We start from the raw sequence: 22,339 nt of genomic DNA, 5'->3' as shown, positions 1-22,339 counted from the left end.
TCTCTCGAGCGACAACTATATTAGTATATCACAGCTACCTGCCTCTGTCAACAGATTTTTTAAACTTTTTTCAAGTTTTTTTAGCCGCAATACACCATAGTCCGTACGGGATTCGAACCCGTGTTACCGCCGTGAAAAGGCGGTGTCTTAACCCCTTGACCAACGGACCTTGAGCTTTTCAACTCTTTCTATTATACCTACTTTTTTACCTTTGTCAAGGACTTTTTTCCCTCTTTACCGAAATTCTGAAAAGATTAGGGAAAGTTCTCTCAGGAGAGCTTTACGTCCTCTAAAGACTTCCCCTCCCATGAGACGGTCTATTAATTCTTGTTTTTCCACACTCTGTTTTGATTTGTAATTCTTTAGAAGTTCGTGAAAGAGATAATAATCGTCCAGCCTGAGTCCTTTTTCTCCTAGACGATGGCTAATCTCACTCACCTCTTCATAGGGTTCTTTGTCAAAACGGCGCTTGTGACTTTCCTGTTTACGGATGTAATCTAGAATACGATTTCTAAATTTTGTTTTAAAGCAGACATATAGTTGATGGCGCTCGCCCTCTAGTAACTCTGGGTTGCGACTCACCAGCTCATACAGACATAACATGCCTTCCTGGTCCCAGTCCTCTTTCTCCCACAGATGCAAATGATAATCTTTGCGACACTTATGGACAATTCCCTTACTTTCTTCATATAAGTCTTTTAGATTCATAGACCTCTCCTTTCTGCATTTAGTTTAGCAAAATGCGCGAGGCCCTGGGTCTACTTCCTCTATTCTATACTTCTTTCTCCCTCAACGACACATAAAAGAGAGGCAAAGCCTCTCTGGGGTTATAATTCTGCAATTTGGTTGAGATTCACTTCTGCAATCGTATCATTACCAAACATAGAGATAATCATCTTCACTTTGTTGTTATCAATTTCAGTGATTTTCCCTGTGTAGTCTGCAAAAGCGCCATCAATGATGCGGACTGTCTGGCCAACTTCAACATCAATATCGAACTCTTGAACAGTTTGTCCCATTGAAACCAGAATATCACGGATTTCTTGTTCCAAAAGTGGAGTTGGTTTTGATCTGTTACCGTGTGAGCCGACGAATCCTGTTACGTTAGGTGTGTTTCGAACGACGAACCATGCTTCATCGGTCATGACCATTTCTACAAGGACATAACCTGGAAAGCGATTCTCTTCAATTTCCTTTTTCTTTCCATTTTTCTCAACTTGCACGGTTTGTGTTGGAATCTCAACCCGTAGAATATTATCCAACATGTTATATGTTTGCGCACGTTGCAATAGATTTTCTTTTACCTTATTTTCATAGCCAGAATAAGTTTGTAGAACAAACCATCCCTTGTCAAAACTATCCATGATATTTCCTTTCATACATATATAGAAGAAAGTTAGCAGAACTTCTCCACTTTTCTTCTAAAAAATGTTAATAAATCGAATCAAACCTGATACAATCAACTGGTCAAAAATGTAAATGATGACCACAAAGAAGGCTGTGTATTCCATAATAGAGCGAAAATCTCTCCAGCTTTCTTTGCGAGTTGGCCAAGTTGTTTCTTTAAGAAGTTTAAAAATATCCTTAATAAAGCCCATCGTTCTCTCCTATCTCGTTTCTCTATGTGTCGTATATTTTCCACAATGTTTACAAAATTTATTTACTTCTAGTCGTGTTGGCTTGGGGTTCCCACTAATTTTGATTGAATAATTCCTTGAACCACAAACTGCACAAGCTAGGCTTGCTTTTTTTAGTGCCATAACGCCTCCATCTTATCTATTATAACAAGAAACCTAGGCTTTGACAAGCCTCTTAACGAAATAGATTAAGGATTGAGTCCCATATTGTCTGGGCTTTTTCTTTTATTTTAGCTTCTGAAATCGCACGGCCTGCTTCATCTACAAGATTTTGTGCACGACTACGAATATCTCCTATTGGGTCCTCAGACTGGTTTGTCTCATTTTCAACAACCTGCTTTTTCGTATTTTCTGGTTCAATCCCATTTTGTTTATAAGCATTCTCAACTGTAAAAGTGCTACCTGTAGTGTAAGGTAAAATGGTATTAGCCATACTTCTAAAGACATGGGCTGCTCCATTGGAGGTCGAACCTGCTAGATAATGATTCTCATCTGTTGTTGGGAAGCCGAGCCAGTGGCTGATTACAACATCTGGAGTATAGCCGATCACCCACTGGTCACTGGTATATTCTGGGTTGAAAACAGCTTCAGTCGTACCTGTTTTACCAGCCATAACGTAATCCGCTGGTGATGAACTAATTCCTGTACCATTGGTAAATGTTCCTAGCATCATGCTGGTCATTTTATCAGCTACCGACTTATCAATCACTCGTTTTTGGGAGTTTTTATGACTCTTGATGACCTGACCGCTGGCATTTTCAATACGAGTGATGAAATGTGCTTCAGGCATTAGACCTCCATTGGCAAAGGCTGCATAGGCTTGCGCCATCTGGAGAGGATTCGTCTCCACACCTCCACCAAGAGCAACTCCAAGAACTCGGTCAACTTTTTCCATATTCAGACCAAATCTCTCCCCAGCGTCAAAAGCTTTGTCAATACCTAATTCATTTACAGTCGCAACAGCAGGTAGGTTGAGTGATTCCGCCAAGGCCTGATACATAGGTACTTCTGGAGATGTCTTAATACCCGCATAGTTGTCTACTTGATAACTGTTGTACTGCATCGTATGATTATCCAGTTGCTTGTTCAAGGCCCATCCTGCTTCTACTGCGGGTGTATAAACGACTAAAGGTTTAATGGTTGAGCCTGGGCTACGCTTAGACTGAGTGGCATAGTTGAAATTGCGGAAGCCTGGTTTGTCATCACCAGCTACACGGCCAACAACTCCACGCACTCCACCAGTCTTGGGTTCCAGAGCGACACTACCAGATTCGGCATGCGTTCCGTCTTCTGCTGTTGGAAATAGCGCAGTGTTTTCATAAATAACCTGCATGTTTGCTTGGTAGTTTTGGTCAAGCTCTGTATAGATGCGATAGCCATTGTTGACAATCTCTTCTTCTGTGAGATTGTACTTGGAAACCGCTTCGTTGACAACTGCATCAAAATAGGACGGGTAACGATAATCCGAAACCTTGCCTTCATACTTATCTTGCAGTTGTGAAGCCATATCTACTCCAGCCGCTTCGGTCTCTTGATTTTTATCAATATAGCCCGCTGCAACCATATTTTGCAAAACAGTATCCCTACGGTTGGTCGAAGTTTCAACAGAATTTAATGGATTATACAATTCTGGTCCCTTGAGCATCCCTGCTAGAGTAGCCGCCTGATCAAGCGTTAGTTGCGAAGCGGATACACCGAAATATTTCTTACTTGCATCTTCAACACCCCATACCCCATTTCCAAAGTAGGCGTTATTGAGGTACATAGTAAGGATTTGCTCCTTGGTGTACTTCTTTGTCAACTCTAAGGCAAGGAAAAACTCCTTGGCCTTCCGTTCAACGGTCTGGTCCTGAGAAAGGTAGGCATTTTTTGCCAACTGTTGAGTGATGGTGGACCCCCCTCCAGAACGGCCTGCTGTAAGGATGGCTAGAAAGAAACGACCGTAGTTAATCCCATCATTTTTATAAAAGGAACGGTCCTCTGTCGCGACGACAGCATTCTGTAAATCTTTACTGATATCTGTCAGTTCAACATAGGTTCCCTTTTGACCTGATAGGGCTCCTGCGTCTTTTTCTTCGCGGTCAAAAATCAGAGTTCGCGTTTTCAAGGCATTTTGCAAGTCATTGACATTGGTCGACTTGGCTATCGCAAATAGGTAGGTTCCTACTAGCAAACCTGCACTTAACCCTAAAATGATGACGATTTTTGTCAGATGATAACGGCGCCAAAATTTTCGAATTGGCCCTACTTGGGACAATTTTTTTCTATCGCTCCGTGAACGACGCATGCTAGTCGAATCAGGCTCCGCTGATTCATTCGTTTCTTTTTTAAAGAGAGAAAGAAACTTCTCAAATAATTTATCTAATTTCATGCGTTTATTTTATCATCTTCACCATAGGAACTCAAGAATTTAGCTACTCCCTATCCAAATAGGGCTTTTTTTGTTACAATATCTGTATGCAATTCACATTTACATTACCCGAATCCTTGCCTCAAATGACGGTCAAACAATTCCTAGAGGAACAACTCCTCATCCCTAGAAAAATCCGCCATTTTTTGAGAATAAAGAAGAACATCTTAATCAACCACAAAGAAGTTCACTGGAACGAGATGGTCAAGCCAGGGGACATTTGCCAGTTGACTTTTGACGAGGAAGATTATCCCCCAAAAGAAATCCTTTGGGGCAATTCAGACCTCGTTCAAGAGGTTTATCAAGACCAACATCTCATTATCGTCAACAAGCCCGAAGGCATGAAAACTCACGGAAATCAACCTGGTGAAATTGCCCTTCTCAACCATGTCTCTGCCTACGTTGGCCAAACCTGTTATGTCGTTCATCGTCTGGATATGGAAACAAGTGGTTTAGTGCTTTTTGCTAAAAATCCTTTTATCTTACCCATCCTCAATCGTTTGTTGGAGAAAAAGGAAATCGCTCGTGAGTACTGGGCACTTATAGAAGGGCGAATAGAGAGTAGAGAACTTATCTTTCGAGATAAAATTGGTCGTGATCGACACAATCGCAGAAAAAGAATAGTTGATGCGAAAAATGGACAATATGCTGAAACGCATATCAGTCGATTAAAGCAATTCCCAAACAAGACTACCCTCGTTCGTTGCAAACTAAAGACCGGTCGAACGCATCAAATCCGTGTTCACCTCTCTCACCATAAACACCCTATTATGGGCGATCCTCTCTATAACTCTAGATCAAAAGTAAGCAGGCTCATGCTCCATGCCTTCCGACTTTCCTTTACTCATCCACTCACCTTAGAACAATTGAGTTTTACTGCCCTCTCAGATACTTTCGAAACAGAATTAAAACAAAATGGATGACACTATCATCCATTTTTCTATACAAAAAAGCAAGACCAGAAGGCCTTGCTTTTATCGACTCAAGAATTATTTAGCGATTTTTGCAAAGTATTCAAGAGTACGTACAAGTTGTGCAGTGTATGACATTTCGTTGTCGTACCATGATACAACTTTAACCAATTGTTTACCATCAACGTCAAGAACTTTAGTTTGAGTTGCGTCAAACAATGAACCGTAAGACATACCTACGATATCTGAAGATACGATTGGATCTTCTGTGTAACCGTATGATTCGTTTGAAGCTGCTTTCATAGCTGCGTTTACTTCATCAACAGTAACGTTCTTTTCAAGAACTGCTACCAATTCAGTAACTGATCCAGTTGGAGTTGGAACACGTTGTGCAGATCCGTCAAGTTTACCGTTCAATTCTGGGATTACAAGACCGATAGCTTTAGCAGCACCAGTTGAGTTAGGAACGATGTTTGCAGCACCAGCGCGAGCACGGCGAAGGTCACCACCACGGTGTGGTCCGTCAAGGATCATTTGGTCACCAGTGTAAGCGTGGATAGTAGTCATCAATCCTTCTACAACACCGAAGTTGTCTTGAAGAGCTTTAGCCATTGGAGCCAAGCAGTTTGTAGTACATGAAGCACCTGAGATAACTGTTTCAGTACCGTCAAGAACGTCGTGGTTAGTGTTAAATACAACTGTTTTAACGTCGTTTCCACCAGGAGCAGTGATAACAACTTTCTTAGCTCCACCTTTAAGGTGTTTTTCAGCTGCATCTTTCTTAGCAAAGAAACCAGTTGCTTCAAGAACGATTTCTACACCGTCAGTAGCCCAGTCGATTTGTTCTGGATCACGTTCAGCAGAAACTTTAACGAATTTACCGTTAACTTCGAATCCACCTTCTTTAACTTCTACAGTACCGTCGAAACGACCTTGAGTTGTGTCGTATTTCAACAAGTGTGCAAGCATAACTGGATCTGTAAGGTCGTTGATGCGAGTAACTTCAACACCTTCTACGTTTTGGATACGGCGGAAAGCAAGACGACCGATACGTCCGAAACCGTTAATACCAACTTTAACTACCATTAGTGATTTCCTCCTTATGAAAATCATGAAAATTTTATTGTGAAAAGAGTAACTTGAATCACTACAAATCACCTTTCAACAAACCTATTATATAACTATTTGAGTTTAATTGCAAGTACGGGCGTTGATTTTCTCTCCCGCTTTTCTACTTTTTCTCCCCCTTTTTATTCATCCATTCTTTTATTTCCAAAGCATATCTCTAGAATCTTTTATAATATCTGCATATTCTCTTCATTATCAAGGTGAAACTACAATTTCAACTCTTTCAGAGTTTACAAAAAAGAGACAGGATCACTCCTGCCTCTAGGCTGATAAACGATTATTTACGACGTCCTGGACGTTCTGCATAACCATAGTAAGCATCTGCCATGATTTCTTCCATGTCAGCTACCATTGGCAAGCGAGGGTTAGCAGGTGAACATTGATCTTCATAAGCAAGCAAGGCAATTTCATGCAAGCTGTCTTCCCAAGCTTTTTCATCAATTCCTTGATCCTTGAAGTTCATCTTGATACCTACTGCAACACCAAGTTCGTAAACTGCTTTAGCGTATGCTTCAACTGCTTCTTCTGGAGTTGAGTGAGGCAAGCCAAGCATTTTCGCGATGTCTTGGAATTTCTCATCAGCTTTCCAGTAGTTGTATTTAGGCCATGTAGTAGTCTTAGATGGACGAGTTCCGTTGTAACGGATAACGTATGGAAGCAAGATAGCGTTTGTACGTCCGTGAACAGTATGGTGAACACCACCAATCTTGTGGGCCATTGAGTGGCTCATACCAAGGAAGGCATTGGCGAAAGCCATACCAGCCATTGTAGACGCATTATGCATTTTTTCACGTGCTTCTGGGTCAGCTGTCTTAACAGATTTTTCCAACCATTCAAAGACAAGTTTGATTGTTTGAAGGGCGATACCGTCTGTATAGTCGTTAGCAAAGTTTGAAGTGTAGGCTTCAGTAGCATGAGTCAAGACGTCCATACCTGTATCAGCAGCGATGAAGTCTGGAACTGACTCAACCAAAGCAGGGTCAACAATGGCAATAGTTGGTGTCAATGAGTAGTCAGCCAATGGGTATTTGCGGTTGTTTTTCTTATCAGAGATAACGGCAAATGGTGTTACTTCTGAACCTGTACCTGAAGTTGTTGGGATACCGATGTACTTCGCTTTCTTACCAAGTGATGGGAAGCGGAAGGCACGTTTACGGATGTCCATGAATTTTTGAACCAAGTCACGGAAGTCGATTTCTGGTTGTTCGTAGAAGAGCCACATTACTTTGGCCGCGTCCATTGGAGAACCACCACCAAGAGCGATGATTGTATCTGGTTCAAATGCTTTCATCACTTCAGCACCACGTTCTACAGTTGTGATGTCTGGATCTGGTTCAACATCTGAGAATACTTGGATAGTTACACGATTGCTACGTGCGTTCAATTGATCGATAACACGTTGAACAAAGCCAAGCTTTTCGATAGATTTGTCTGTAACAATCATAACGCGTTCAATATCTTCACATGTTTGAAGGTATTGGATAGAATTGCGTTCGAAGTAAATTTTTGAAGGAACTTTAAACCACTGCATATTATTTCTACGTTTCCCTACTTTCTTGATGTTTAGAAGGTTGATCGCACTCACATTATCACCGACTGAGTTGTGTCCATATGAACCACATCCAAGTGTCAATGATGGAATGAAGGCATTGTATACGTCACCGATACCACCGAAAGTAGATGGAGAGTTCCAGATAATACGCATTGCTTTGATTTCTGTACCAAAGCGTTTAGCAAGAGCTTCGTCTTTTGTATGGATGGCTGCTGAGTGACCAAGTCCGTTAAACTCAACCATTTGACGAGCTTTTGTAAGACCATCTTCTGTATCTTCAGCTTTTAGGACAGCGATAACTGGTGACAATTTTTCACGAGTCAATGGTTCTTTCGGTCCTACTTCTGCACATTCTGCAGCCAAGATGTTTGTTCCTTCTGGAACGCTGAATCCTGCTTGTTCAGCAATCCATGCTGCTTGTTTACCAACGATGTTTGCATTTAGTTTAGCACCTGCACAGTTTTTGCTGTTAGCTTTCACACCGAAACAGAATTCTTCAAGAAGTGCTTTTTCTTTCTTGTTTACAAAGTAAGTGTGATATGATTTGAATTCTTCTATAAATTCATCATACACTTCTTTATCAATGATAACCGCTTGTTCTGATGCACAGACCATCCCATTATCAAATGATTTAGACATAACGATGTCATGAGCCGCTTGACGAAGGTCAGCAGATTTTTCTACATAGGCAGGAACGTTTCCGGCACCTACCCCAAGTGCTGGTTTTCCACATGAGTATGCCGCTTTAACCATAGCATTCCCACCAGTTGCAAGAATAGTTGCAACACCTTCGTGGTTCATTAGCGCTCCAGTTGCTTCCATAGATGGCTTTGTAATCCACTGAACACAGTTTTCAGGAGCACCTGCTGCGATCGCCGCATCACGAACGATTTGTGCTGCATGAGCAGAAGATTCTTGAGCTGATGGGTGGAAGGCGAAAACGATTGGGTTACGTGTTTTCAAAGCAATCAATGATTTGAAAATCGCTGTTGAAGTTGGGTTTGTTGTAGGAGTGACACCACAGATTACCCCGACAGGCTCCGCAATCTTTGTCAAACCTGTAATTGGATCATCTTCGATAACTCCAACTGTTTTAACTCCACGCATATTGTTCACTACGTGTTCACAGGCAAATAGGTTTTTTGTTGCCTTGTCTTCAAATACCCCACGACCAGTTTCTTCAACTGCGTGTTGTGCAAGGATACCGTGCGCGTCAAGTGCTGCAACAGACGCTTTTGCTACGATATAGTCAACTTGCTCTTGGTTCAACTTGCGCATTTCATCAAGCGCAACCAAGGCTTTTTTCACGAGACCATCGACATGCTTTTCAGCAGCAAGTTGTTTTTCCTCTGGTGTTACTGTTTTTTTATCAGCCATATTATCCTCCATAGCCTTTAAGGATGTTATCCTTTGTTAATTTTTTCACAAGTTTATTATAACTCTTTTTTTATGCTTTGTAAACAGTTTCATAAGTATTTCACAAAGAATTTTTCTAAGATTGTGATTTTTTTCTCAATATCCCTATACAATAGAGTTTTGTCTGGACGATTGTGAAATTATGGAAAAAATTTTTTTATTTCACAAAGTTTTTCTAGTTGATAGTTATTTATCGAATTTAAGAAAAGAAAGCGTTTTCTTTCCGGTTTTGAAAAATAGTCTCCTAACTTGGAGACTACTATTTTTGCTGAAAAACGCCTTGTTTAAAGGTCCCTTCATAAACAACTTCTTGCTCTGTAGTCAACTTCCCTTGACCTTCAGCCTGACCATTTACAAAATCACCTTCGTATTTCCAGCCATCTTTTGATTGGAAAGTCCCTTTTCCATTAAAGGCTCCATTATTGAAATCACCTGTATATTGGTCTCCATTTTCAAAGGTCAGGGTTCCTTGACCATTCATTTTCCCTCGTACCAAGGTGCCATCATAAACAAGAGCTCCACCATCAAGTGTCAGGACACCCTTTTTAGGCGTATTTAGCAGAAATACCGAAAGAGCACAGAGTACCATTACAACTACTGCAACGAGCTCTAACCTAGGGCGAGTTAGGTAAACTCTACACTTCTCATAAAATTGTTTAAGCTTTTCCATTGTTACTCTCTTTTTCTAATCGATCTAGCCAGCTTTGACATCCACTTGTGATACGAGCATAGGTTTCCTCAAAATCTCCTGTATACCAAGGATCTGGGACACTTTCAGATGCAAAAGAGTAGATTTTGTACTGTAGTTCCTGAGGACACATGTGACGCAGATCTGAAACGTTTGAAGCATCCATACCGATAATGTAATCAAACAATTCAAAGTCCTCTCTGCCAATCTGAAGCGATGTTTTGTCTTTGTCATACGGGATCTGATACTGCTGGAACATCCTCTGCGTTCCCTTATGAATCGGATTGCCATGTTCCCATGATGACGTTGCCCGACTCTCGACGTGGTAATCGCTCGTCATGGACTTCATCACAAACTCTGCCATGGGGCTTCGGCAGATATTTCCTAGGCAAACAAATACTATTTTTTTCATCCCTTTTCCTCTCGTCTCATAGAAAAACGGGAGTGACAGGTCCCGTTTTATTCTTCGATTGCTCCGCCTTCGTCAACAACTGTTCCTTCTGGTGTCACAGCTTCTTTGAGTGGCAAAACGGTCTTAATTGCAGCCAATTCAAAGGTCAAATAGACCCCATCTACATCCAGTACGATTGTACCTTTCTCAGTATCTACTTCATCCACTGTTCCGTAAAGCCCACCAATTGTAATGACTTCATATCCTTTTTGAAGCTTGTTCAAACTTTCCATACGCTTTTGCGCTTGTTTCTTTTGAGAACGTTGCATAAAGAACATCAAGGCAAACATACCTACAAGCATGATCAAAAATGTTAAATTTGGACTAATATTTTCCATAGTATTTTCTCCTTTGTATTTTACATAGGACTACTATATCAAATTTCAGCTACTTTTACAAGATTGTGCCTTGTTTTTATGGTTATAAAAAATCAGAGTTTTCACTCTGATTTTTGTGATTATTTCAAGTTTTGAACGACTTTGACTAGATTTTCAACTGTAAATCCGTACTCCGCCAATACTTTTGGTGCTGGGGCAGATGCTCCAAAGGTATCAATACCGAGAACGGCACCATCAAGACCAACATACTTGTACCAGTTTTGAGTTGCACCCATTTCGACTGCAACACGACGGCGAACTGCATTTGGAAGAATTTCTTCCTTGTAAGCTGCATCTTGTGCGTCAAAGACATCTGTTGATGGCATGCTGACTACACGAACTTTTGCACCTTGACTAGCTAATTCTTTGGCAGCTGCGACCGCCAAATTCACCTCTGAACCTGTTGCAATCAAAATTGTATCAAAGTCTGCTGCATTTTCATAGACAACATAGGCACCTTTCGCAACTTTATCAAAGTCTGTTCCCTCTTCGACAGTCAAGTTTTGACGTGTCAAGACAAGGGCAGTTGGTGTTTTTTCGCTTGTCACTGCAAGGTACCAAGCTGCTTGAGTTTCACGAGCATCTGCTGGGCGGAAAACATTCAGATTTGGCATAGCACGGAGACCTGCTAAGTGTTCAACTGGTTCGTGAGTTGGACCATCTTCACCAACTGCAATAGAATCGTGGGTAAAGACATAAGTCACAGGAAGTCCTTGCAAGGCTGACAAGCGGACAGCTGCTTTCACATAGTCAGAGAAGACGAAGAAAGTACCACCGTATACACGAAGTCCACCGTGAAGGGCCATCCCGTTCAAGATCGTTCCCATTGCAAATTCACGAACACCAAACTGAATGTTGCGGTTCAAGCGATTAGCATTATCTTGAAGTCCATCCGTTTTGATGTAAGTCATGTTTGAGTGAGCGAGGTCAGCTGAACCACCTAAGAAAGTTGGCAATTTAGCAGCTACAACGTTCAAAGCATCCTGGCTTGAATTACGAGTTGCTTGAGAAAATCCATTTTCTAAGGCTGGGAAGTCTGCTGGAGTCACCTCAACTGGGTCACGGCCGTCGATAATGGCTTCTACTTCTGCAGCCAGTTCTGGATGCGCTTCTTTATAATCTGCAACTAATTTAGTCCAAGCTTGATAAGCTGATGCGCCACGGTCTGCAACATTTTCCTTGAAATCAGCATAAACTTCAGCTGGGATTTCAAATGGTTCATACTCCCAACCTAGCGCTTGGCGAGTTGCTGCAGTTTCATCTGCTCCAAGAGGAGCCCCGTGTACGGCATTAGTTCCTTGTTTGTTTGGAGAACCATATCCAATCACAGTCTTCACTTCAATCAAAGATGGTTTTCCTGAAGCTTTAGCTGCTTCAATAGCCGCATGGATTGCTTCCAAGTCTGTTCCATCTTCAACCAAGGCTGTATGCCAGCCGTAGGCATTGTAGCGATCACGAACACTTTCAGTGAAAGAATCCTTTGTCTCACCATCCAAGTTGATGTCATTTGAATCATAAAGAACCACCAACTTGTCAAGTTTTTGCAAGCCTGCGTATGAAGCTGCCTCACTTGAGACACCTTCCATCAAATCTCCGTCTCCACAGATCACATAAGTATAGTGGTCAAAGATATTGAAACCTTCGCGGTTATATTTGGCTGCTAAGAAGCGTTCTGCTTGGGCAAAACCAGTAGCAGTAGAAATCCCTTGTCCTAGAGGACCAGTTGTCGCGTCAACCCCTGCAGTATGACCAAATTCTGGGTGACCTGGTGTTTTTGAACCCCATTGGCGGAAGTTCTTGACTTCATCCATGCTAACATCTTCAAAACCAGAAAGGTGAAGAAGGGCATAAAGAAGCATTGAACCATGACCTGCTGAAAGAATAAAGCGATCGCGGTTGATCCAGTTTGGTTGAGCTGGATTGATACGAAGTTGCTTTGTAAAGAGGCTATAGGCCATTGGAGCAGCCCCCATAACCACCCCTGGGTGACCTGAGTTTGCTTTGTTGATGGCGTCAATACCTAGAAAACGAATTGCATTAACAGATAGATTTGACATAGAATTTCCTTTCTCTTTGAGGTGATTAATGAATCACACATCCTATTTTACTATTATATGAAAAAATGCATAGAATAGCAATAAAACAATTTGCGTTCATCTAACACATTTGATTTGTCTATTCCCTCGTCACCTCATAGTACGGGAGCAAGCGAGTATAAGCCGCTTCTAGCTTCTCCAATATCGCTTCTACTGACTGATTCTCAATGAGGGAAACATCTGACTTGACCAAAACTTTACGGACTTCCTGACTTCTCGCCTTCTCGCGTAAAGTACGACGATTCTCCTCAGTAGCCTCCACCTTATGACTTTCCCCATTTGAGTAGACTAGATAATAAATTCCTTCTACCACTGGAAGATCTAAAACCTTGGCTTGCTTGTCTAAGGTCTGTTCGTCTTTCTTGCGCTCGATGAAACTGACTTCCAAAGAAATCCCAAAGTCAGCAGGTGTTCCATACAAACGAAGAGCCATCATAGGTTCTGTCACTTGTCCGTCTCTCTGTAGATAGGCCCAGAAATGCGGTCGCAAACGCTGCGCTTGGTTCATCCACTGACTAGTCTGTTGCAGTTGCCATTCTGGATGATTAGCTTGAAAAGTTTTAGCCAGTTCTGTAAAAGACTTCCGGGCCTCTTGACCTTTTTGTCGCAAGTCCAACATCTTTTCTCTTTCATCACCAGCTTTATCAGGATTGCGGTACTGGACCCCTGCAAATGATAGATATTCTCTAACTGCTTTCAGCATATCTGAATCTTTCCTTTCCTAGCAAAAAATCAGGATGAACCTGATTTTCCTTTGCTTATTCTGCATCAACGACAACATAGCGATTTGGCTCGTCACCTTCAGAGTAACTCGTCACGCCATCCATGCGTGAAATAATGCGATGGATTATCTTGCGTTCGCTATTTGACATTGGATCAGTTTGTTGGCTACGCCCTTCCTCTAAAACGCGAGTCGCCAATTTTTGAGCGTAAGTTTGCAAAACTTCTGCACGGTGTTCAACATAATCATTGACATTGATCGTGATGTAGAAGGTTCTTGAATAGCGATTGTAAAGATAATTTTGCGCTAACAACTGAAGAGCTTTCAAGACTTTTCCGTGGTAGCCGATAATACGACCTGGTTCATTAGTGTCAATTTGAAGATTGATGGTGCGGCGATTGTATTCGTTTGAAATCGTCCCTTCAACATCCATATCATCTACAATGGTTTGAACGTAGTTAGCTACTTCAGTTGCCACTTGTTCGATGTCATAACTTGGTTCTACTTTCAAACCTAAATCTTCCAAAGATTGGCTTGTTGCTTCCTGCGTTTCAGTTTCTTTTTCTGGAGCAGAGCCCACTTCCTCGGTAGTATCCTCTGGTTCCAATTCATTTAAAATTGAAATATGGCCTGTTTCTTCCAAAATCGTGCTGGCGTGCTTTTCATTTTTCAAGATTTCAGCCTTGACCTCTTCAGAAACACCTTGACCTTCTTCTTCAATCTTCTTAATCGCTTCCACTACATGACCCAAATCAACAGTTGCTTCACTTACTGTTTTCACGGGTTCATTTTTTTCATTAACTTCTTTGGGAACCCCTTTAATGGCCTGCTGATTGGCTTTGATCACTGTCGTTTCACTAATCGCTTCGATATCAACTTGAGCTGGCTTCTTACCAAACAAGCCTAAGAATCCTTTTTTCTCTTTTGAAACGACCTTGATGTGGGCCTTCATTCTTGGAATGTCTAATTCTTTCAATCCTTTTTGGATTGCTTCTTCAACCGTTGAACCTGTAAATAATACCATTACCAGATTCCTCCTTATTTTTTCTTTTTCTGTGCTTTTTTCAAGGCTCTTCTCTTCTTGCCTTCTAAATCTTTTTCTGCTTGCACCACTGCTTCTCTTTCAGCAATGATCTTGAAAGGATTGTTCAAGAAATAGGTTTGCAGAACTTGGTAAGCATTGGATACAGCCCAGTACAAGGCTACACCACTTGGGGCGGAGATGGCAAAAACAAAGATCAATACGGGCATACCATACATCATCCCTGTCGTAGCTCCACTTTTTTCAGACAAAGCTTTATTCGATAACCAGCTACTCAAGAAGGTAAAGACTGCCGCCAAAATCGGAAGGACAAAACTTGTATCTACTCCTCCCAAATTAATCCATAAAAAGTGACCTGTTTTCAAAAAGTCTACTCGACTCAAGGCTTGAAAGAGTGCCAAGAGAACCGGCATTTGTATTAAAATCGGCCAGAGAGAGGAGGAATGTTTGATCCCTAACTCTTTATAAACCTTACGCATCTCCTGGTCTAGCTTGGTTCTACTTTCCATATCACGACCCGGATATTGCTCTCGCAAAGCCTTGATGCGTGGTTGAGCCTCTTGCATTTTTCTAGAGGCAACCATCTGTGTCTGAAAGACCGGCAATAAAATCGTCCGGATCAAAATCGTGAAGAGGATAATCCCCACTCCGATACTAATGTCAAAGGACAAAAAGCGGATAATTTCAGCAAAAAAATAGACGAATTTGCTCCAAAAGTCTATCGAATCTGCTGTTATATCGCTAGCTGTACCATTTGTTGCACAGGCTGTCATGATAAACAAGGACAAGCCCAACAAACTAGTCAACTGTAGTTTCTTTTTCACTCCCATTTCCTTCCTGGTAAATCTTTGATAACTTTAATACGTGGAGTAGGTTTTTCTCCATCTCTGCATATTCCAAGGTTTCCACCCCTTTTCGGGCAATCACAACAAAATCAACATGCTCTACTAAACTCCCTTTTACACTTTGTAGAATGTGCCGGATTCGTCTTTTAATTTGATTTCTGGTAACTGCATTCCCCAGCTTTTTGCTGACGGACAGTCCTACTCGAAAATGGTTTTGCTGATTTTCCAATTGGTAGACAACAAATTTTCGATTGGCAAAACTTGTTCCGTCCTTGAAAATCGCCTTAAAATCTTTCTCTCTTTTTACACGAAAGCTTTTCTTCAAAACTCAACTCCATCTATTAAATTACTACTATTATACCATATTTTTTGAAAAAGCCAATAACAGCAAGGTTTTAGACATTTTCTACAGAAAAAAAGCTGGAAAATCTCTTTCCCAACTTCTTTTCACAATCAAATTTTATGTGTATTTACTTATTTTTTCAAGCGTTCAACATCGCGTGCAATCACCAATTCTTCATCTGTTGGAATAACCAAGACACGGATTTTCGCTGCGTCAGTTGAGATGTCTCCCGTTACGCCAAAGACGTTCTTTTCTGGATCCACATCACAACCAAACCAAGAGATACCTGAAATGACATCCTCACGAACCAAAGCTGCATTTTCACCGATACCTGCTGTGAAGATAATCGCATCTGCTCCATTTAGGACTGCAAGGTATTGGCCGATATGTTTTTGGATACGATCAACATACATTTCATAAGCTAAAGTCGCATCATGGTCTCCTGCTTCCATGGCAGCAATCACATCACGCATATCGCTTGACTGACCAGAAACTCCCATGAGCCCTGATTCACGATTAAGAACGCGACTAATATCTTCTGGGGTATTGAAATCCTCTGTATATTGCATGAGATAAGGGATGATAGCAGGGTCAATATCTCCTGTACGAGTTCCCATCATCACACCGCCGAGTGGTGTGAATCCCATAGAAGTATCCACAGACTTCCCACCCTTAACAGCTGTGATAGAAGCCCCGTTACCAATATGGCAGGTAATCAATTTCAAATCTTCTAGAGGACGGCCCAAAAGTTTCGCTGCTTCTCCTGCGACAAACTGGTGACTTGTCCCGTGGGCTCCGTATTTACGAACCTTGTTCTCAGTGTAATACTTAGTTGGTAGAGGGTAGCGATAAGCCTTTTCTGGCATGCTTGTGTGGAATGAGGTATCAAATACGACAACACTGGTAATATCTGGCAGCAATTCCTTAAATGCGCGAATTCCAGCTGCGTTAGCTGGATTGTGAAGGGGGGCCAAGAGTCCCAATTCCTCAACTTTTTCTAACACATCTCCCTCAACAACTGTTGATTCCTTGAAATATTCACCACCTGCAACGACGCGGTGGCCGACACCTGTAATTTCGTCGTACCCTTTGATAATGTCAAAACGAATCAAGTCATCCAATAAAATTTTAACGGCTTGTGTATGGTCTTCAATATCAAGAATTTGTTGCTCCGAACGACCGTCAAATTTTACTGTTGAAATGGAATCTTTCAATCCAATACGTTCAATCAAGCCTTTAGCCAAAACTTTTTCCTCAGGCATTTGATAAAGTTGCCATTTCAAGCTTGAGCTTCCTGCATTGATTGCAATTGTTTTTGTCATAAGATGATACCTCTTTTTAAGCGTTTTCATCTATTATAACAAAATCTCTTTTATATTTCAGTACCTTTGCTCCAATTTTGAAAATTTTCTTTAAAGGTCAACAAAACTGACGGATCTTGCAAGCTAGTAAGAGGGTAGACAAAGGGTTCTATTTCCTTGTCTATTTTCTTCTGTAAGACAAAAATACTTTTAGCTTGGCTTGCAGTTGAGAAAATATCCTCTGGCAGAGCGATGATAGCAGCCAGACTCACTTCGTCTTTGAGCCACCCTTTTAATAAATCACTTTGAGGACTGGTCAATAAATCACTCGGAGCTAGAAAAATTGCATAGCCATCTGACTTAAGGTACTTGAGGCCTTGTTCCATTAGCAAATGGTGGGCATAGGTATACTCTTGACTAGAAGCCACTTGATAGCGAGAAGCGATGGCATTGTCTGGGTAATAGCCTACAGGCAAGTCGCTGATGACCACGTCGCTTTCTTTAAGCATTTGCGGACGAACGGCGTCTCCTTGAACAAAACCAGCCTGTAAACCAATCACATCTGACATACTTGCTGCCAAATCAATCAGCAAATCATCCACTTCGATTCCCAAGTAATCTACTTTTTTAGAGAGAGAAGTCAAGAAAGTAGCCCCCAAAATCCCCATACCAGAACCTATTTCGAGGATGCTAATTTCCTCTTGTTCAAACAACTCTTCTACAACAAGTACCAAGAGGAGGGCAATGGCATCTGGTGTAAACTGGTGATTGGCCTGTAAAGGTTCCGTTTGTCCTGCCTTCATCAAGAGAAACTGGTAGGTCTTGAGCCACTCTTCCTTGCGAAGCGCTAAGCGCTTAAGGGCTTGATTGTTCTCCTTGACCTGCTCCAGCTCTGTCTCGCCATCTAGGTAGATACTATTTTGCTCTACTAAGGCATCATAAAAGTTGGTCGCCAAATCACTTTGGATGACTTGGACATTCTCTAGTAAATACGTATAAGCTTGTTCAATTTTTTCAAAATCCATATTCCTATCTTATCAAAATTCCCCTATTTTTTCCATCTGAAGAGAAAAAATCACTGCTTTAGTCAGCGAGTGATTTTTGGGCTACTGTTAAAAAGAGCTCTGCGTAATTTCCTAGGAAAAGACCTTCAGCACTATAGAGAATCTGACTATGCACAGATGAAAAACCCTGCTGAATTAACTTATTTTCCAGTTCAGCTAAATCAAAACCATGATGGTTGGTATCTGTCTTGACAAAATCAGCGATGAGAACTTGTCCATTCTCCCTAAGGTGATGGTAAAACATGGCAAGAGTTGCATCTAGATCAGGCATATGATGAAGAACCCGACTGACAACAATCAGGTCAAATTGTTGCTCTAAGGGATTCACCAGTAAATCCTGCTCCAAGAGTTGAAGATTTCTGATTTCTTGCTGATCTATTTTCAAACGGGCTTGCTCCAGCATTTTCTCTGAAATGTCCACAAGGGTAACCGACTTGGCCTGTTTGGCCAGGGGCAAAGCTAATAGACCCGTCCCTCCACCAAAGTCCAGTATTGCCTTGTCTGATAGAAAATCAATCTGTGCTTCAACTGCTTGACAAACCAAGTTTGCAAGAAAGATATTTTTGGGCGAATCAAAGGTTTCTGCTTTGTGATTAAAATCGTGTTTCATGCTTTTAGTGTAACACAAAGAAGTTGAATTGCCTAGGAATTGGCTTTCTTTTCAGGCTTTTCTTCTGATTTTTTCTTCCCTGCTTGATTGCTTGAATCAGTCGCTACCTCTTCCTTTTTAGCTGTTTTCTTTTCTTGGATTTTCATCAGAGGAAAGAGAAATTCATAGTTGCCCTTATTCATACGAACACTTGTTGCAAAACCTGTTTTCGTATTTTGATACGTGACTTTTCCTAAGTTGAAGACTCGTTCCCCACTTTCTTGCTCAGCCTTATCTTTACTTCGCTTGGCCATGGCAAAAGCAGCAAACTTTTCTTTGTTTAGGGTATAGTCTTTGTGATGGGCGACCTGCCGATGCAAATAAAACTGTAGCAATAGACTAAAGATGGCTGCCATGGTGACTGCATATAAAAGGACACCTGCCTTAACTTTTTGCTTTTTCCACACGATAGATGAACTCCCTTTCTAAGCCCTTTTGAAATTGGAAACGAAAGCGAACCAATTGATTTTCTTCTATAATCTGTGCTGATTTGAGTCCATAAACCATAGGTTGGTAGCCCCGTCCGCTGCTATCGGTTTTCCGAAAATCATCTGATTTGGACTTGCCCATAGCGATATCCTTGCCATCTTGCTTCACATAGAGGTGATTGGCTTCCACCTTTTCAAACTGCGAACGCTCTAACTCAGTCTCTAGCTGGTCCACAAACAAGAGCCACTCCTTTTGCTCGCTTTGCTGCTGGTAACGAACTTCTGAAATGAGGAGCTGACTCATAGCTTGAAAGAGGAGCAAGCCTCCGCTAATGACGATAAGAGCAATCAGAGATTCTAAAAGAGTGAACGCTCTTACCTTACTGCTCTTTAAGGTCGAGTAACTTCTCTGAACCATGATAGACCTCCACTCCTTTTTCACTAGAAAACACCTGAATCTCCACTCCATTTATGTTTACCTGATTTTGCCCTGTTTGCAGAGCCATCTTCGCCACACGCAAGACTTCTTCCTTTTGCAAGATTTCTACCTCTTCCTGCCTATTTTTCTGGATTTGTCCCAAAAGAAGGGTCGCAATGCTGGCAAACACAGCCAAAGCTACTACTGCTTCTAGTAAGATTACTGCCTTAATTTTTTGTTTCCTTAATACGTTTAATTTTTCCATTTCCTAGATATAATTGATAGCGAATCGCTCCTTTGCTGGTCTGAAATTCAACCTTAGCCAGGGACGAATTGCCCCCAGCTCGGTCAAATATAATGCTTTGTCCTGATGGTGCCTGAATTCCTTTTGGAACGATCAAGTTTTGACTGCCGTTACTGATCATCTGCCCATCTAGGTTCAGACTGGTCTTTTGCTGACTAGCTACACTGTGTTTTTGCGTTTCCCGATAGAGTTCTTCAAACTCCATAAAGAAAATCTGCTCCTCCACCGCTGCAAAAGTGGACTGAACAGAACCGGACAAGCCCAAGGCAAGTATACTCACAAGTCCCAAAACAAGGAGACTTTCCAGCATAGTAAAGGCCTTAATCTGCAACAGTTTGACTTGTTTTTTGTTTTGCATGGTAGTCTTTATAAGCTTTAGCTTGCTCAGCTGTGATACGACCGTCCGCTTGTAATTTGCTGAGGCTGGCATCTTCATTCTTGTCCAGACTATAGAGCTCTGCCTGGCTTTCCACAACCTTGACAACAGCAGCTTTTCCTTTGTCATCAACGGCATCCTTTTGCTTGGTCAAATTGGGTACAAAGAGCAAGAGAAGAACGCTGATGATGAGCAAGACGACTAACATCTCTACCAGAGTGAAAGCTTTAACCTTGGCTTTTTTTAATTTTGTCATGAGTTTTTTCATTTTAAAAATTTACCTCCATATTTTGATACATGGGCATAAGCATTGCCGCATAAAGTAAAACGATAATCAGGGCCACAAAGATAAAAACCAGTGGCTGTACTAAGTTCATGGTGCGGTTGACTCGGGTAAAAAAGGCTTCCCAAGTCTTTTCTGCATAGATTTCCAACTCACTCCCTAGCTTGGACTTGACTTCTCCATACTCGATGATGAGACTCAACTCCTTTTTAAAGAAAGGATAGGTTCCTATAGTCTGAGAAAATCCGCGACCATTTTGCAGGGCTTGAGCCAGATCTTGACCGATTTCTTTAAAGAGCTGAGAACCCTGTTCCTGCATGATCTGAAAAATCTGCGTCAGCCCCATCCCCTGTGAAATCATATTGCCCCATTCACGCGCGTAATAGGCCGTCAGATAGGTCTGGACAAAGATTCCTAGAAAGGGAATCCGCGCTAACATCGAGAAGACCCGCATCTTGGAACTTCTTTTGTAAAAAGTGAGGGCTAAAAGTAAAGATAGAGAGCAAACCAGCACTAGTCCCAGAAATATTTGTGGCAGATTGCCGATGATTTGAGTGGCAATATTGCTACTGTCCAGTTGGGGGAGCAAATAATTCCTGAGCCCCAACATGATTAGCAGGAGAAATCCCAGTAAAATCAAAGGATAGGTCGCTACTTCAATTAACTTCTTCTTGACCTTGGACAAATTATCCAGATATTCTTCTATCTTTCCCAAACTCAGGTGAAGATTTCCATGGGCTTCAGCTAGAGATAACTGGGTCACAATAGCACTTGAAAAGCCCAAGCTGTTCATCATTTCTGAGAATGATTTCCCCTGAGCCAAGCCTTGGTGCATCTGGGCCACATAGTCCTTTTCTAGCAGGGCACTTCTTCCCAAGAAAGAAATAATTTCCACCAAATGAAAGCCACTGGAGAAGAGGTTGTTAAACAAGGTGATGATTTTCTTCTGCTTAGCTGTAGCTAATTTTTTCCGTTTCAGCCTGAAGACTTGTGATATGTCCATCTTTAAGAAGCTGATCAATCTGCTCATTCCAGCTAGTTGGCTGGTGTTCTTGATAGTCTTTGTTTGCAAAGTCAACGATTCCTCCTCCCCCGATTAATCTCTGGTAGCAGACTCCTTGCAGAACAACTGCTAGTTCCTCCTCCGTCACACCCAACTCCAGAAGGCGTTCATAAACACCTCGGATACTTTTGGCATGAATGGTTGAAAAGACCGTCGCACCTGTCAAACTAGCTCTGAACACTGCACGCGCCGTCTCGCTGTCACGAATTTCACCGATAATCAGGAGATCCGGACGATGTCGGAGAGACAGTTTGATCAGATTTTCATAGGTCAATCCAATCGCCTCATTCAACTGCAATTGGAGCATGTCTTCCTGCTTGATTTCTACTGGGTCTTCGATAGACATAACTTGCTGCCCCTTAAAGAGGGACTTGGCTAATTCGTGCATCAAGGTCGTCTTGCCACTGCCGACTGGACCTGCAAAGAGATAGAGGCCCCGTTGCCTGTACTGCTCACCCAGTTCGTTCATATCCTGAAACCAGAAATGCAGCTCCTGCTCCTCATCGTGCAACAAACGAATGACCAAACTCTCATGTCCCCGATAATCTCCCACGGTAGACAAACGCAGAGAAGACTTCTTCTCCCCATGCTGATAGTCGCAAGATCCCAGCTGACTACGTCTCTTCTCTCCTACATTCATACCCGCTACAAACTTAAAATGACTAATCACTGCAGCTAAAACCTCAAACTCATAGGAATCAATTAGACACCGTTCGTCTCCAACCCGCATGTGAAGCTCGTAGGACTTTTCCTTGGGGATAAAATAGATATCCTGAGCCTTCTTTTCTTTCGCAGTAGCAATAATTTTCTGTGCAATTTCTTGTACCATACCGCCC

Annotated in this window: 26 protein-coding genes and 1 tRNA gene; 1 reads left to right on the top strand and 26 read right to left on the bottom strand. The window is 41.8% G+C overall.

Annotated elements, in window-relative coordinates; translation table 11 throughout:
* Nucleotides 1-97 precede the first annotated feature (97 nt).
* The 6 genes from FD735_RS00975 to pbp2a form a co-directional block, all read right to left on the bottom strand.
* Nucleotides 98-169 (bottom strand) — tRNA-Glu (locus FD735_RS00975).
* 65 nt (nt 170-234) lie between these two features.
* Nucleotides 235-708 (bottom strand): hypothetical protein, encoded by a 474-nt coding sequence (locus FD735_RS00970; protein ID WP_049478144.1) that lies wholly within the window; start codon nt 706-708, stop codon nt 235-237.
* 119 nt (nt 709-827) lie between these two features.
* Nucleotides 828-1,364, bottom strand: a complete 537-nt coding sequence (gene nusG / locus FD735_RS00965) for a transcription termination/antitermination protein NusG (RefSeq protein ID WP_000376728.1) — start codon at nt 1,362-1,364, stop codon at nt 828-830.
* 57 nt (nt 1,365-1,421) lie between these two features.
* Nucleotides 1,422-1,598 carry a preprotein translocase subunit SecE gene (gene secE / locus FD735_RS00960; protein WP_000505776.1) on the bottom strand — a complete coding sequence of 59 codons (177 nt, stop codon included), beginning with the start codon at nt 1,596-1,598 and terminating at the stop codon, nt 1,422-1,424.
* A 9-nt stretch (nt 1,599-1,607) separates the two neighbouring features.
* Nucleotides 1,608-1,760, bottom strand: a complete 153-nt coding sequence (gene rpmG / locus FD735_RS00955; RefSeq protein ID WP_001809375.1) for a 50S ribosomal protein L33 — start codon at nt 1,758-1,760, stop codon at nt 1,608-1,610.
* Nucleotides 1,761-1,812: 52 nt separating this feature from the next.
* Nucleotides 1,813-4,008: a penicillin-binding protein PBP2A gene (gene pbp2a / locus FD735_RS00950; protein WP_139658274.1), complete on the bottom strand. Its 2,196-nt coding sequence runs from the start codon at nt 4,006-4,008 to the stop codon at nt 1,813-1,815.
* 86 nt (nt 4,009-4,094) lie between these two features.
* Here pbp2a and FD735_RS00945 point away from each other — a divergent pair, with 86 nt between their 5' ends.
* Nucleotides 4,095-4,970: an RluA family pseudouridine synthase gene (locus FD735_RS00945; RefSeq protein WP_139658273.1), complete on the top strand. Its 876-nt coding sequence runs from the start codon at nt 4,095-4,097 to the stop codon at nt 4,968-4,970.
* A 66-nt stretch (nt 4,971-5,036) separates the two neighbouring features.
* Here the strand turns inward: FD735_RS00945 and gap are convergent, their stop codons facing one another.
* From gap to comGA, 20 genes are all read right to left on the bottom strand, one after another.
* Complete coding sequence (gene gap / locus FD735_RS00940) at nt 5,037-6,044, bottom strand: type I glyceraldehyde-3-phosphate dehydrogenase (RefSeq protein WP_000260682.1); 1,008 nt, start codon at nt 6,042-6,044, stop codon at nt 5,037-5,039.
* A gap of 319 nt (nt 6,045-6,363) precedes the next feature.
* Complete coding sequence (gene adhE / locus FD735_RS00935) at nt 6,364-9,015, bottom strand: bifunctional acetaldehyde-CoA/alcohol dehydrogenase (RefSeq protein WP_139658272.1); 2,652 nt, start codon at nt 9,013-9,015, stop codon at nt 6,364-6,366.
* Between the two features lie 298 nt (nt 9,016-9,313).
* On the bottom strand, nt 9,314-9,724 hold the full coding sequence (locus FD735_RS00930; RefSeq protein ID WP_139658271.1) for an MORN repeat-containing protein: 411 nt from the start codon (nt 9,722-9,724) through the stop codon (nt 9,314-9,316).
* Nucleotides 9,711-10,154, bottom strand: coding sequence for a low molecular weight protein-tyrosine-phosphatase (locus FD735_RS00925; protein ID WP_139658270.1), 444 nt, complete (start codon nt 10,152-10,154; stop codon nt 9,711-9,713). Before FD735_RS00925 ends, FD735_RS00930 begins: the two co-directional genes overlap by 14 nt.
* A 47-nt stretch (nt 10,155-10,201) precedes the next feature.
* Nucleotides 10,202-10,522 carry a preprotein translocase subunit YajC gene (yajC, locus tag FD735_RS00920; RefSeq protein ID WP_025168800.1) on the bottom strand — a complete coding sequence of 107 codons (321 nt, stop codon included), beginning with the start codon at nt 10,520-10,522 and terminating at the stop codon, nt 10,202-10,204.
* 128 nt (nt 10,523-10,650) lie between these two features.
* Complete coding sequence (tkt, locus tag FD735_RS00915) at nt 10,651-12,627, bottom strand: transketolase (RefSeq protein ID WP_139658269.1); 1,977 nt, start codon at nt 12,625-12,627, stop codon at nt 10,651-10,653.
* Nucleotides 12,628-12,745: 118 nt separating this feature from the next.
* The gene (locus FD735_RS00910) at nt 12,746-13,369 is read right to left on the bottom strand and encodes a ribonuclease P (RefSeq protein WP_139658268.1); all 624 of its coding nucleotides are present in this window, start codon (nt 13,367-13,369) and stop codon (nt 12,746-12,748) included.
* A gap of 55 nt (nt 13,370-13,424) precedes the next feature.
* Complete coding sequence (gene jag, locus FD735_RS00905; RefSeq protein WP_139658267.1) at nt 13,425-14,411, bottom strand: RNA-binding cell elongation regulator Jag/EloR; 987 nt, start codon at nt 14,409-14,411, stop codon at nt 13,425-13,427.
* Between the two features lie 14 nt (nt 14,412-14,425).
* Entirely contained in the window at nt 14,426-15,253 is an 828-nt protein-coding gene (locus FD735_RS00900) for a membrane protein insertase YidC (protein WP_176553043.1), read from the bottom strand.
* Nucleotides 15,228-15,599, bottom strand: coding sequence for a ribonuclease P protein component (gene rnpA / locus FD735_RS00895; protein WP_000748120.1), 372 nt, complete (start codon nt 15,597-15,599; stop codon nt 15,228-15,230). Before rnpA ends, FD735_RS00900 begins: the two co-directional genes overlap by 26 nt.
* A gap of 149 nt (nt 15,600-15,748) precedes the next feature.
* Nucleotides 15,749-16,939, bottom strand: a complete 1,191-nt coding sequence (locus FD735_RS00890; RefSeq protein WP_139658265.1) for an acetate kinase — start codon at nt 16,937-16,939, stop codon at nt 15,749-15,751.
* A gap of 50 nt (nt 16,940-16,989) precedes the next feature.
* The gene (locus FD735_RS00885) at nt 16,990-17,943 is read right to left on the bottom strand and encodes a class I SAM-dependent methyltransferase (protein WP_139658264.1); all 954 of its coding nucleotides are present in this window, start codon (nt 17,941-17,943) and stop codon (nt 16,990-16,992) included.
* A gap of 58 nt (nt 17,944-18,001) precedes the next feature.
* Nucleotides 18,002-18,592: a class I SAM-dependent methyltransferase gene (locus FD735_RS00880; RefSeq protein WP_176553042.1), complete on the bottom strand. Its 591-nt coding sequence runs from the start codon at nt 18,590-18,592 to the stop codon at nt 18,002-18,004.
* Between the two features lie 32 nt (nt 18,593-18,624).
* Nucleotides 18,625-19,038: a competence type IV pilus minor pilin ComGG gene (comGG, locus tag FD735_RS00875; RefSeq protein ID WP_139658263.1), complete on the bottom strand. Its 414-nt coding sequence runs from the start codon at nt 19,036-19,038 to the stop codon at nt 18,625-18,627.
* Nucleotides 19,016-19,477, bottom strand: coding sequence for a competence type IV pilus minor pilin ComGF (gene comGF, locus FD735_RS00870; protein ID WP_139658262.1), 462 nt, complete (start codon nt 19,475-19,477; stop codon nt 19,016-19,018). Before comGF ends, comGG begins: the two co-directional genes overlap by 23 nt.
* Nucleotides 19,440-19,742 carry a competence type IV pilus minor pilin ComGE gene (comGE, locus tag FD735_RS00865; protein ID WP_139658261.1) on the bottom strand — a complete coding sequence of 101 codons (303 nt, stop codon included), beginning with the start codon at nt 19,740-19,742 and terminating at the stop codon, nt 19,440-19,442. Before comGE ends, comGF begins: the two co-directional genes overlap by 38 nt.
* Nucleotides 19,705-20,139 (bottom strand): competence type IV pilus minor pilin ComGD, encoded by a 435-nt coding sequence (gene comGD, locus FD735_RS00860; RefSeq protein ID WP_176553041.1) that lies wholly within the window; start codon nt 20,137-20,139, stop codon nt 19,705-19,707. The genes comGE and comGD overlap by 38 nt, the downstream gene beginning before the upstream one ends.
* The gene (gene comGC / locus FD735_RS00855; RefSeq protein ID WP_061421834.1) at nt 20,102-20,425 is read right to left on the bottom strand and encodes a competence type IV pilus major pilin ComGC; all 324 of its coding nucleotides are present in this window, start codon (nt 20,423-20,425) and stop codon (nt 20,102-20,104) included. The genes comGD and comGC overlap by 38 nt, the downstream gene beginning before the upstream one ends.
* A 1-nt stretch (nt 20,426) precedes the next feature.
* Complete coding sequence (gene comGB, locus FD735_RS00850; RefSeq protein WP_081102569.1) at nt 20,427-21,443, bottom strand: competence type IV pilus assembly protein ComGB; 1,017 nt, start codon at nt 21,441-21,443, stop codon at nt 20,427-20,429.
* Nucleotides 21,391-22,332, bottom strand: a complete 942-nt coding sequence (gene comGA / locus FD735_RS00845; RefSeq protein WP_061421835.1) for a competence type IV pilus ATPase ComGA — start codon at nt 22,330-22,332, stop codon at nt 21,391-21,393. The genes comGB and comGA overlap by 53 nt, the downstream gene beginning before the upstream one ends.
* Nucleotides 22,333-22,339: the final 7 nt, after the last annotated feature.

The sequence above is a fragment of the Streptococcus sp. 1643 genome (genome assembly GCF_006228325.1).
In the GTDB taxonomy this organism is placed as follows: Bacteria; Bacillota; Bacilli; order Lactobacillales; family Streptococcaceae; genus Streptococcus.
Note: the sequence above shows the minus strand (reverse complement) of the source record. Positions and strands in the feature narration are given on the sequence as shown.

Coding starts and splice junctions, on each gene's coding strand:
- FD735_RS00880 (WP_176553042.1), bottom strand. CDS start 18,592: ATGAAACACGATTTTAATCACAAAGCAGAAACCTTTGATTCGCCCAAA.
- tkt (WP_139658269.1), bottom strand. CDS start 12,627: ATGTCAAATCTATCTGTTAATGCAATTCGTTTTCTAGGTATTGACGCC.
- comGB (WP_081102569.1), bottom strand. CDS start 21,443: ATGGACATATCACAAGTCTTCAGGCTGAAACGGAAAAAATTAGCTACA.
- FD735_RS00885 (WP_139658264.1), bottom strand. CDS start 17,943: ATGGATTTTGAAAAAATTGAACAAGCTTATACGTATTTACTAGAGAAT.
- FD735_RS00930 (WP_139658271.1), bottom strand. CDS start 9,724: ATGGAAAAGCTTAAACAATTTTATGAGAAGTGTAGAGTTTACCTAACT.
- secE (WP_000505776.1), bottom strand. CDS start 1,598: ATGGGCTTTATTAAGGATATTTTTAAACTTCTTAAAGAAACAACTTGG.
- rpmG (WP_001809375.1), bottom strand. CDS start 1,760: ATGGCACTAAAAAAAGCAAGCCTAGCTTGTGCAGTTTGTGGTTCAAGG.
- comGA (WP_061421835.1), bottom strand. CDS start 22,332: ATGGTACAAGAAATTGCACAGAAAATTATTGCTACTGCGAAAGAAAAG.
- comGC (WP_061421834.1), bottom strand. CDS start 20,425: ATGAAAAAACTCATGACAAAATTAAAAAAAGCCAAGGTTAAAGCTTTC.
- adhE (WP_139658272.1), bottom strand. CDS start 9,015: ATGGCTGATAAAAAAACAGTAACACCAGAGGAAAAACAACTTGCTGCT.
- comGD (WP_176553041.1), bottom strand. CDS start 20,139: ATGCAAAACAAAAAACAAGTCAAACTGTTGCAGATTAAGGCCTTTACT.
- gap (WP_000260682.1), bottom strand. CDS start 6,044: ATGGTAGTTAAAGTTGGTATTAACGGTTTCGGACGTATCGGTCGTCTT.
- nusG (WP_000376728.1), bottom strand. CDS start 1,364: ATGGATAGTTTTGACAAGGGATGGTTTGTTCTACAAACTTATTCTGGC.
- FD735_RS00945 (WP_139658273.1), top strand. CDS start 4,095: ATGCAATTCACATTTACATTACCCGAATCCTTGCCTCAAATGACGGTC.
- FD735_RS00925 (WP_139658270.1), bottom strand. CDS start 10,154: ATGAAAAAAATAGTATTTGTTTGCCTAGGAAATATCTGCCGAAGCCCC.
- FD735_RS00910 (WP_139658268.1), bottom strand. CDS start 13,369: ATGCTGAAAGCAGTTAGAGAATATCTATCATTTGCAGGGGTCCAGTAC.
- FD735_RS00890 (WP_139658265.1), bottom strand. CDS start 16,939: ATGACAAAAACAATTGCAATCAATGCAGGAAGCTCAAGCTTGAAATGG.
- jag (WP_139658267.1), bottom strand. CDS start 14,411: ATGGTATTATTTACAGGTTCAACGGTTGAAGAAGCAATCCAAAAAGGA.
- pbp2a (WP_139658274.1), bottom strand. CDS start 4,008: ATGAAATTAGATAAATTATTTGAGAAGTTTCTTTCTCTCTTTAAAAAA.
- comGE (WP_139658261.1), bottom strand. CDS start 19,742: ATGGAAAAATTAAACGTATTAAGGAAACAAAAAATTAAGGCAGTAATC.
- comGF (WP_139658262.1), bottom strand. CDS start 19,477: ATGGTTCAGAGAAGTTACTCGACCTTAAAGAGCAGTAAGGTAAGAGCG.
- FD735_RS00970 (WP_049478144.1), bottom strand. CDS start 708: ATGAATCTAAAAGACTTATATGAAGAAAGTAAGGGAATTGTCCATAAG.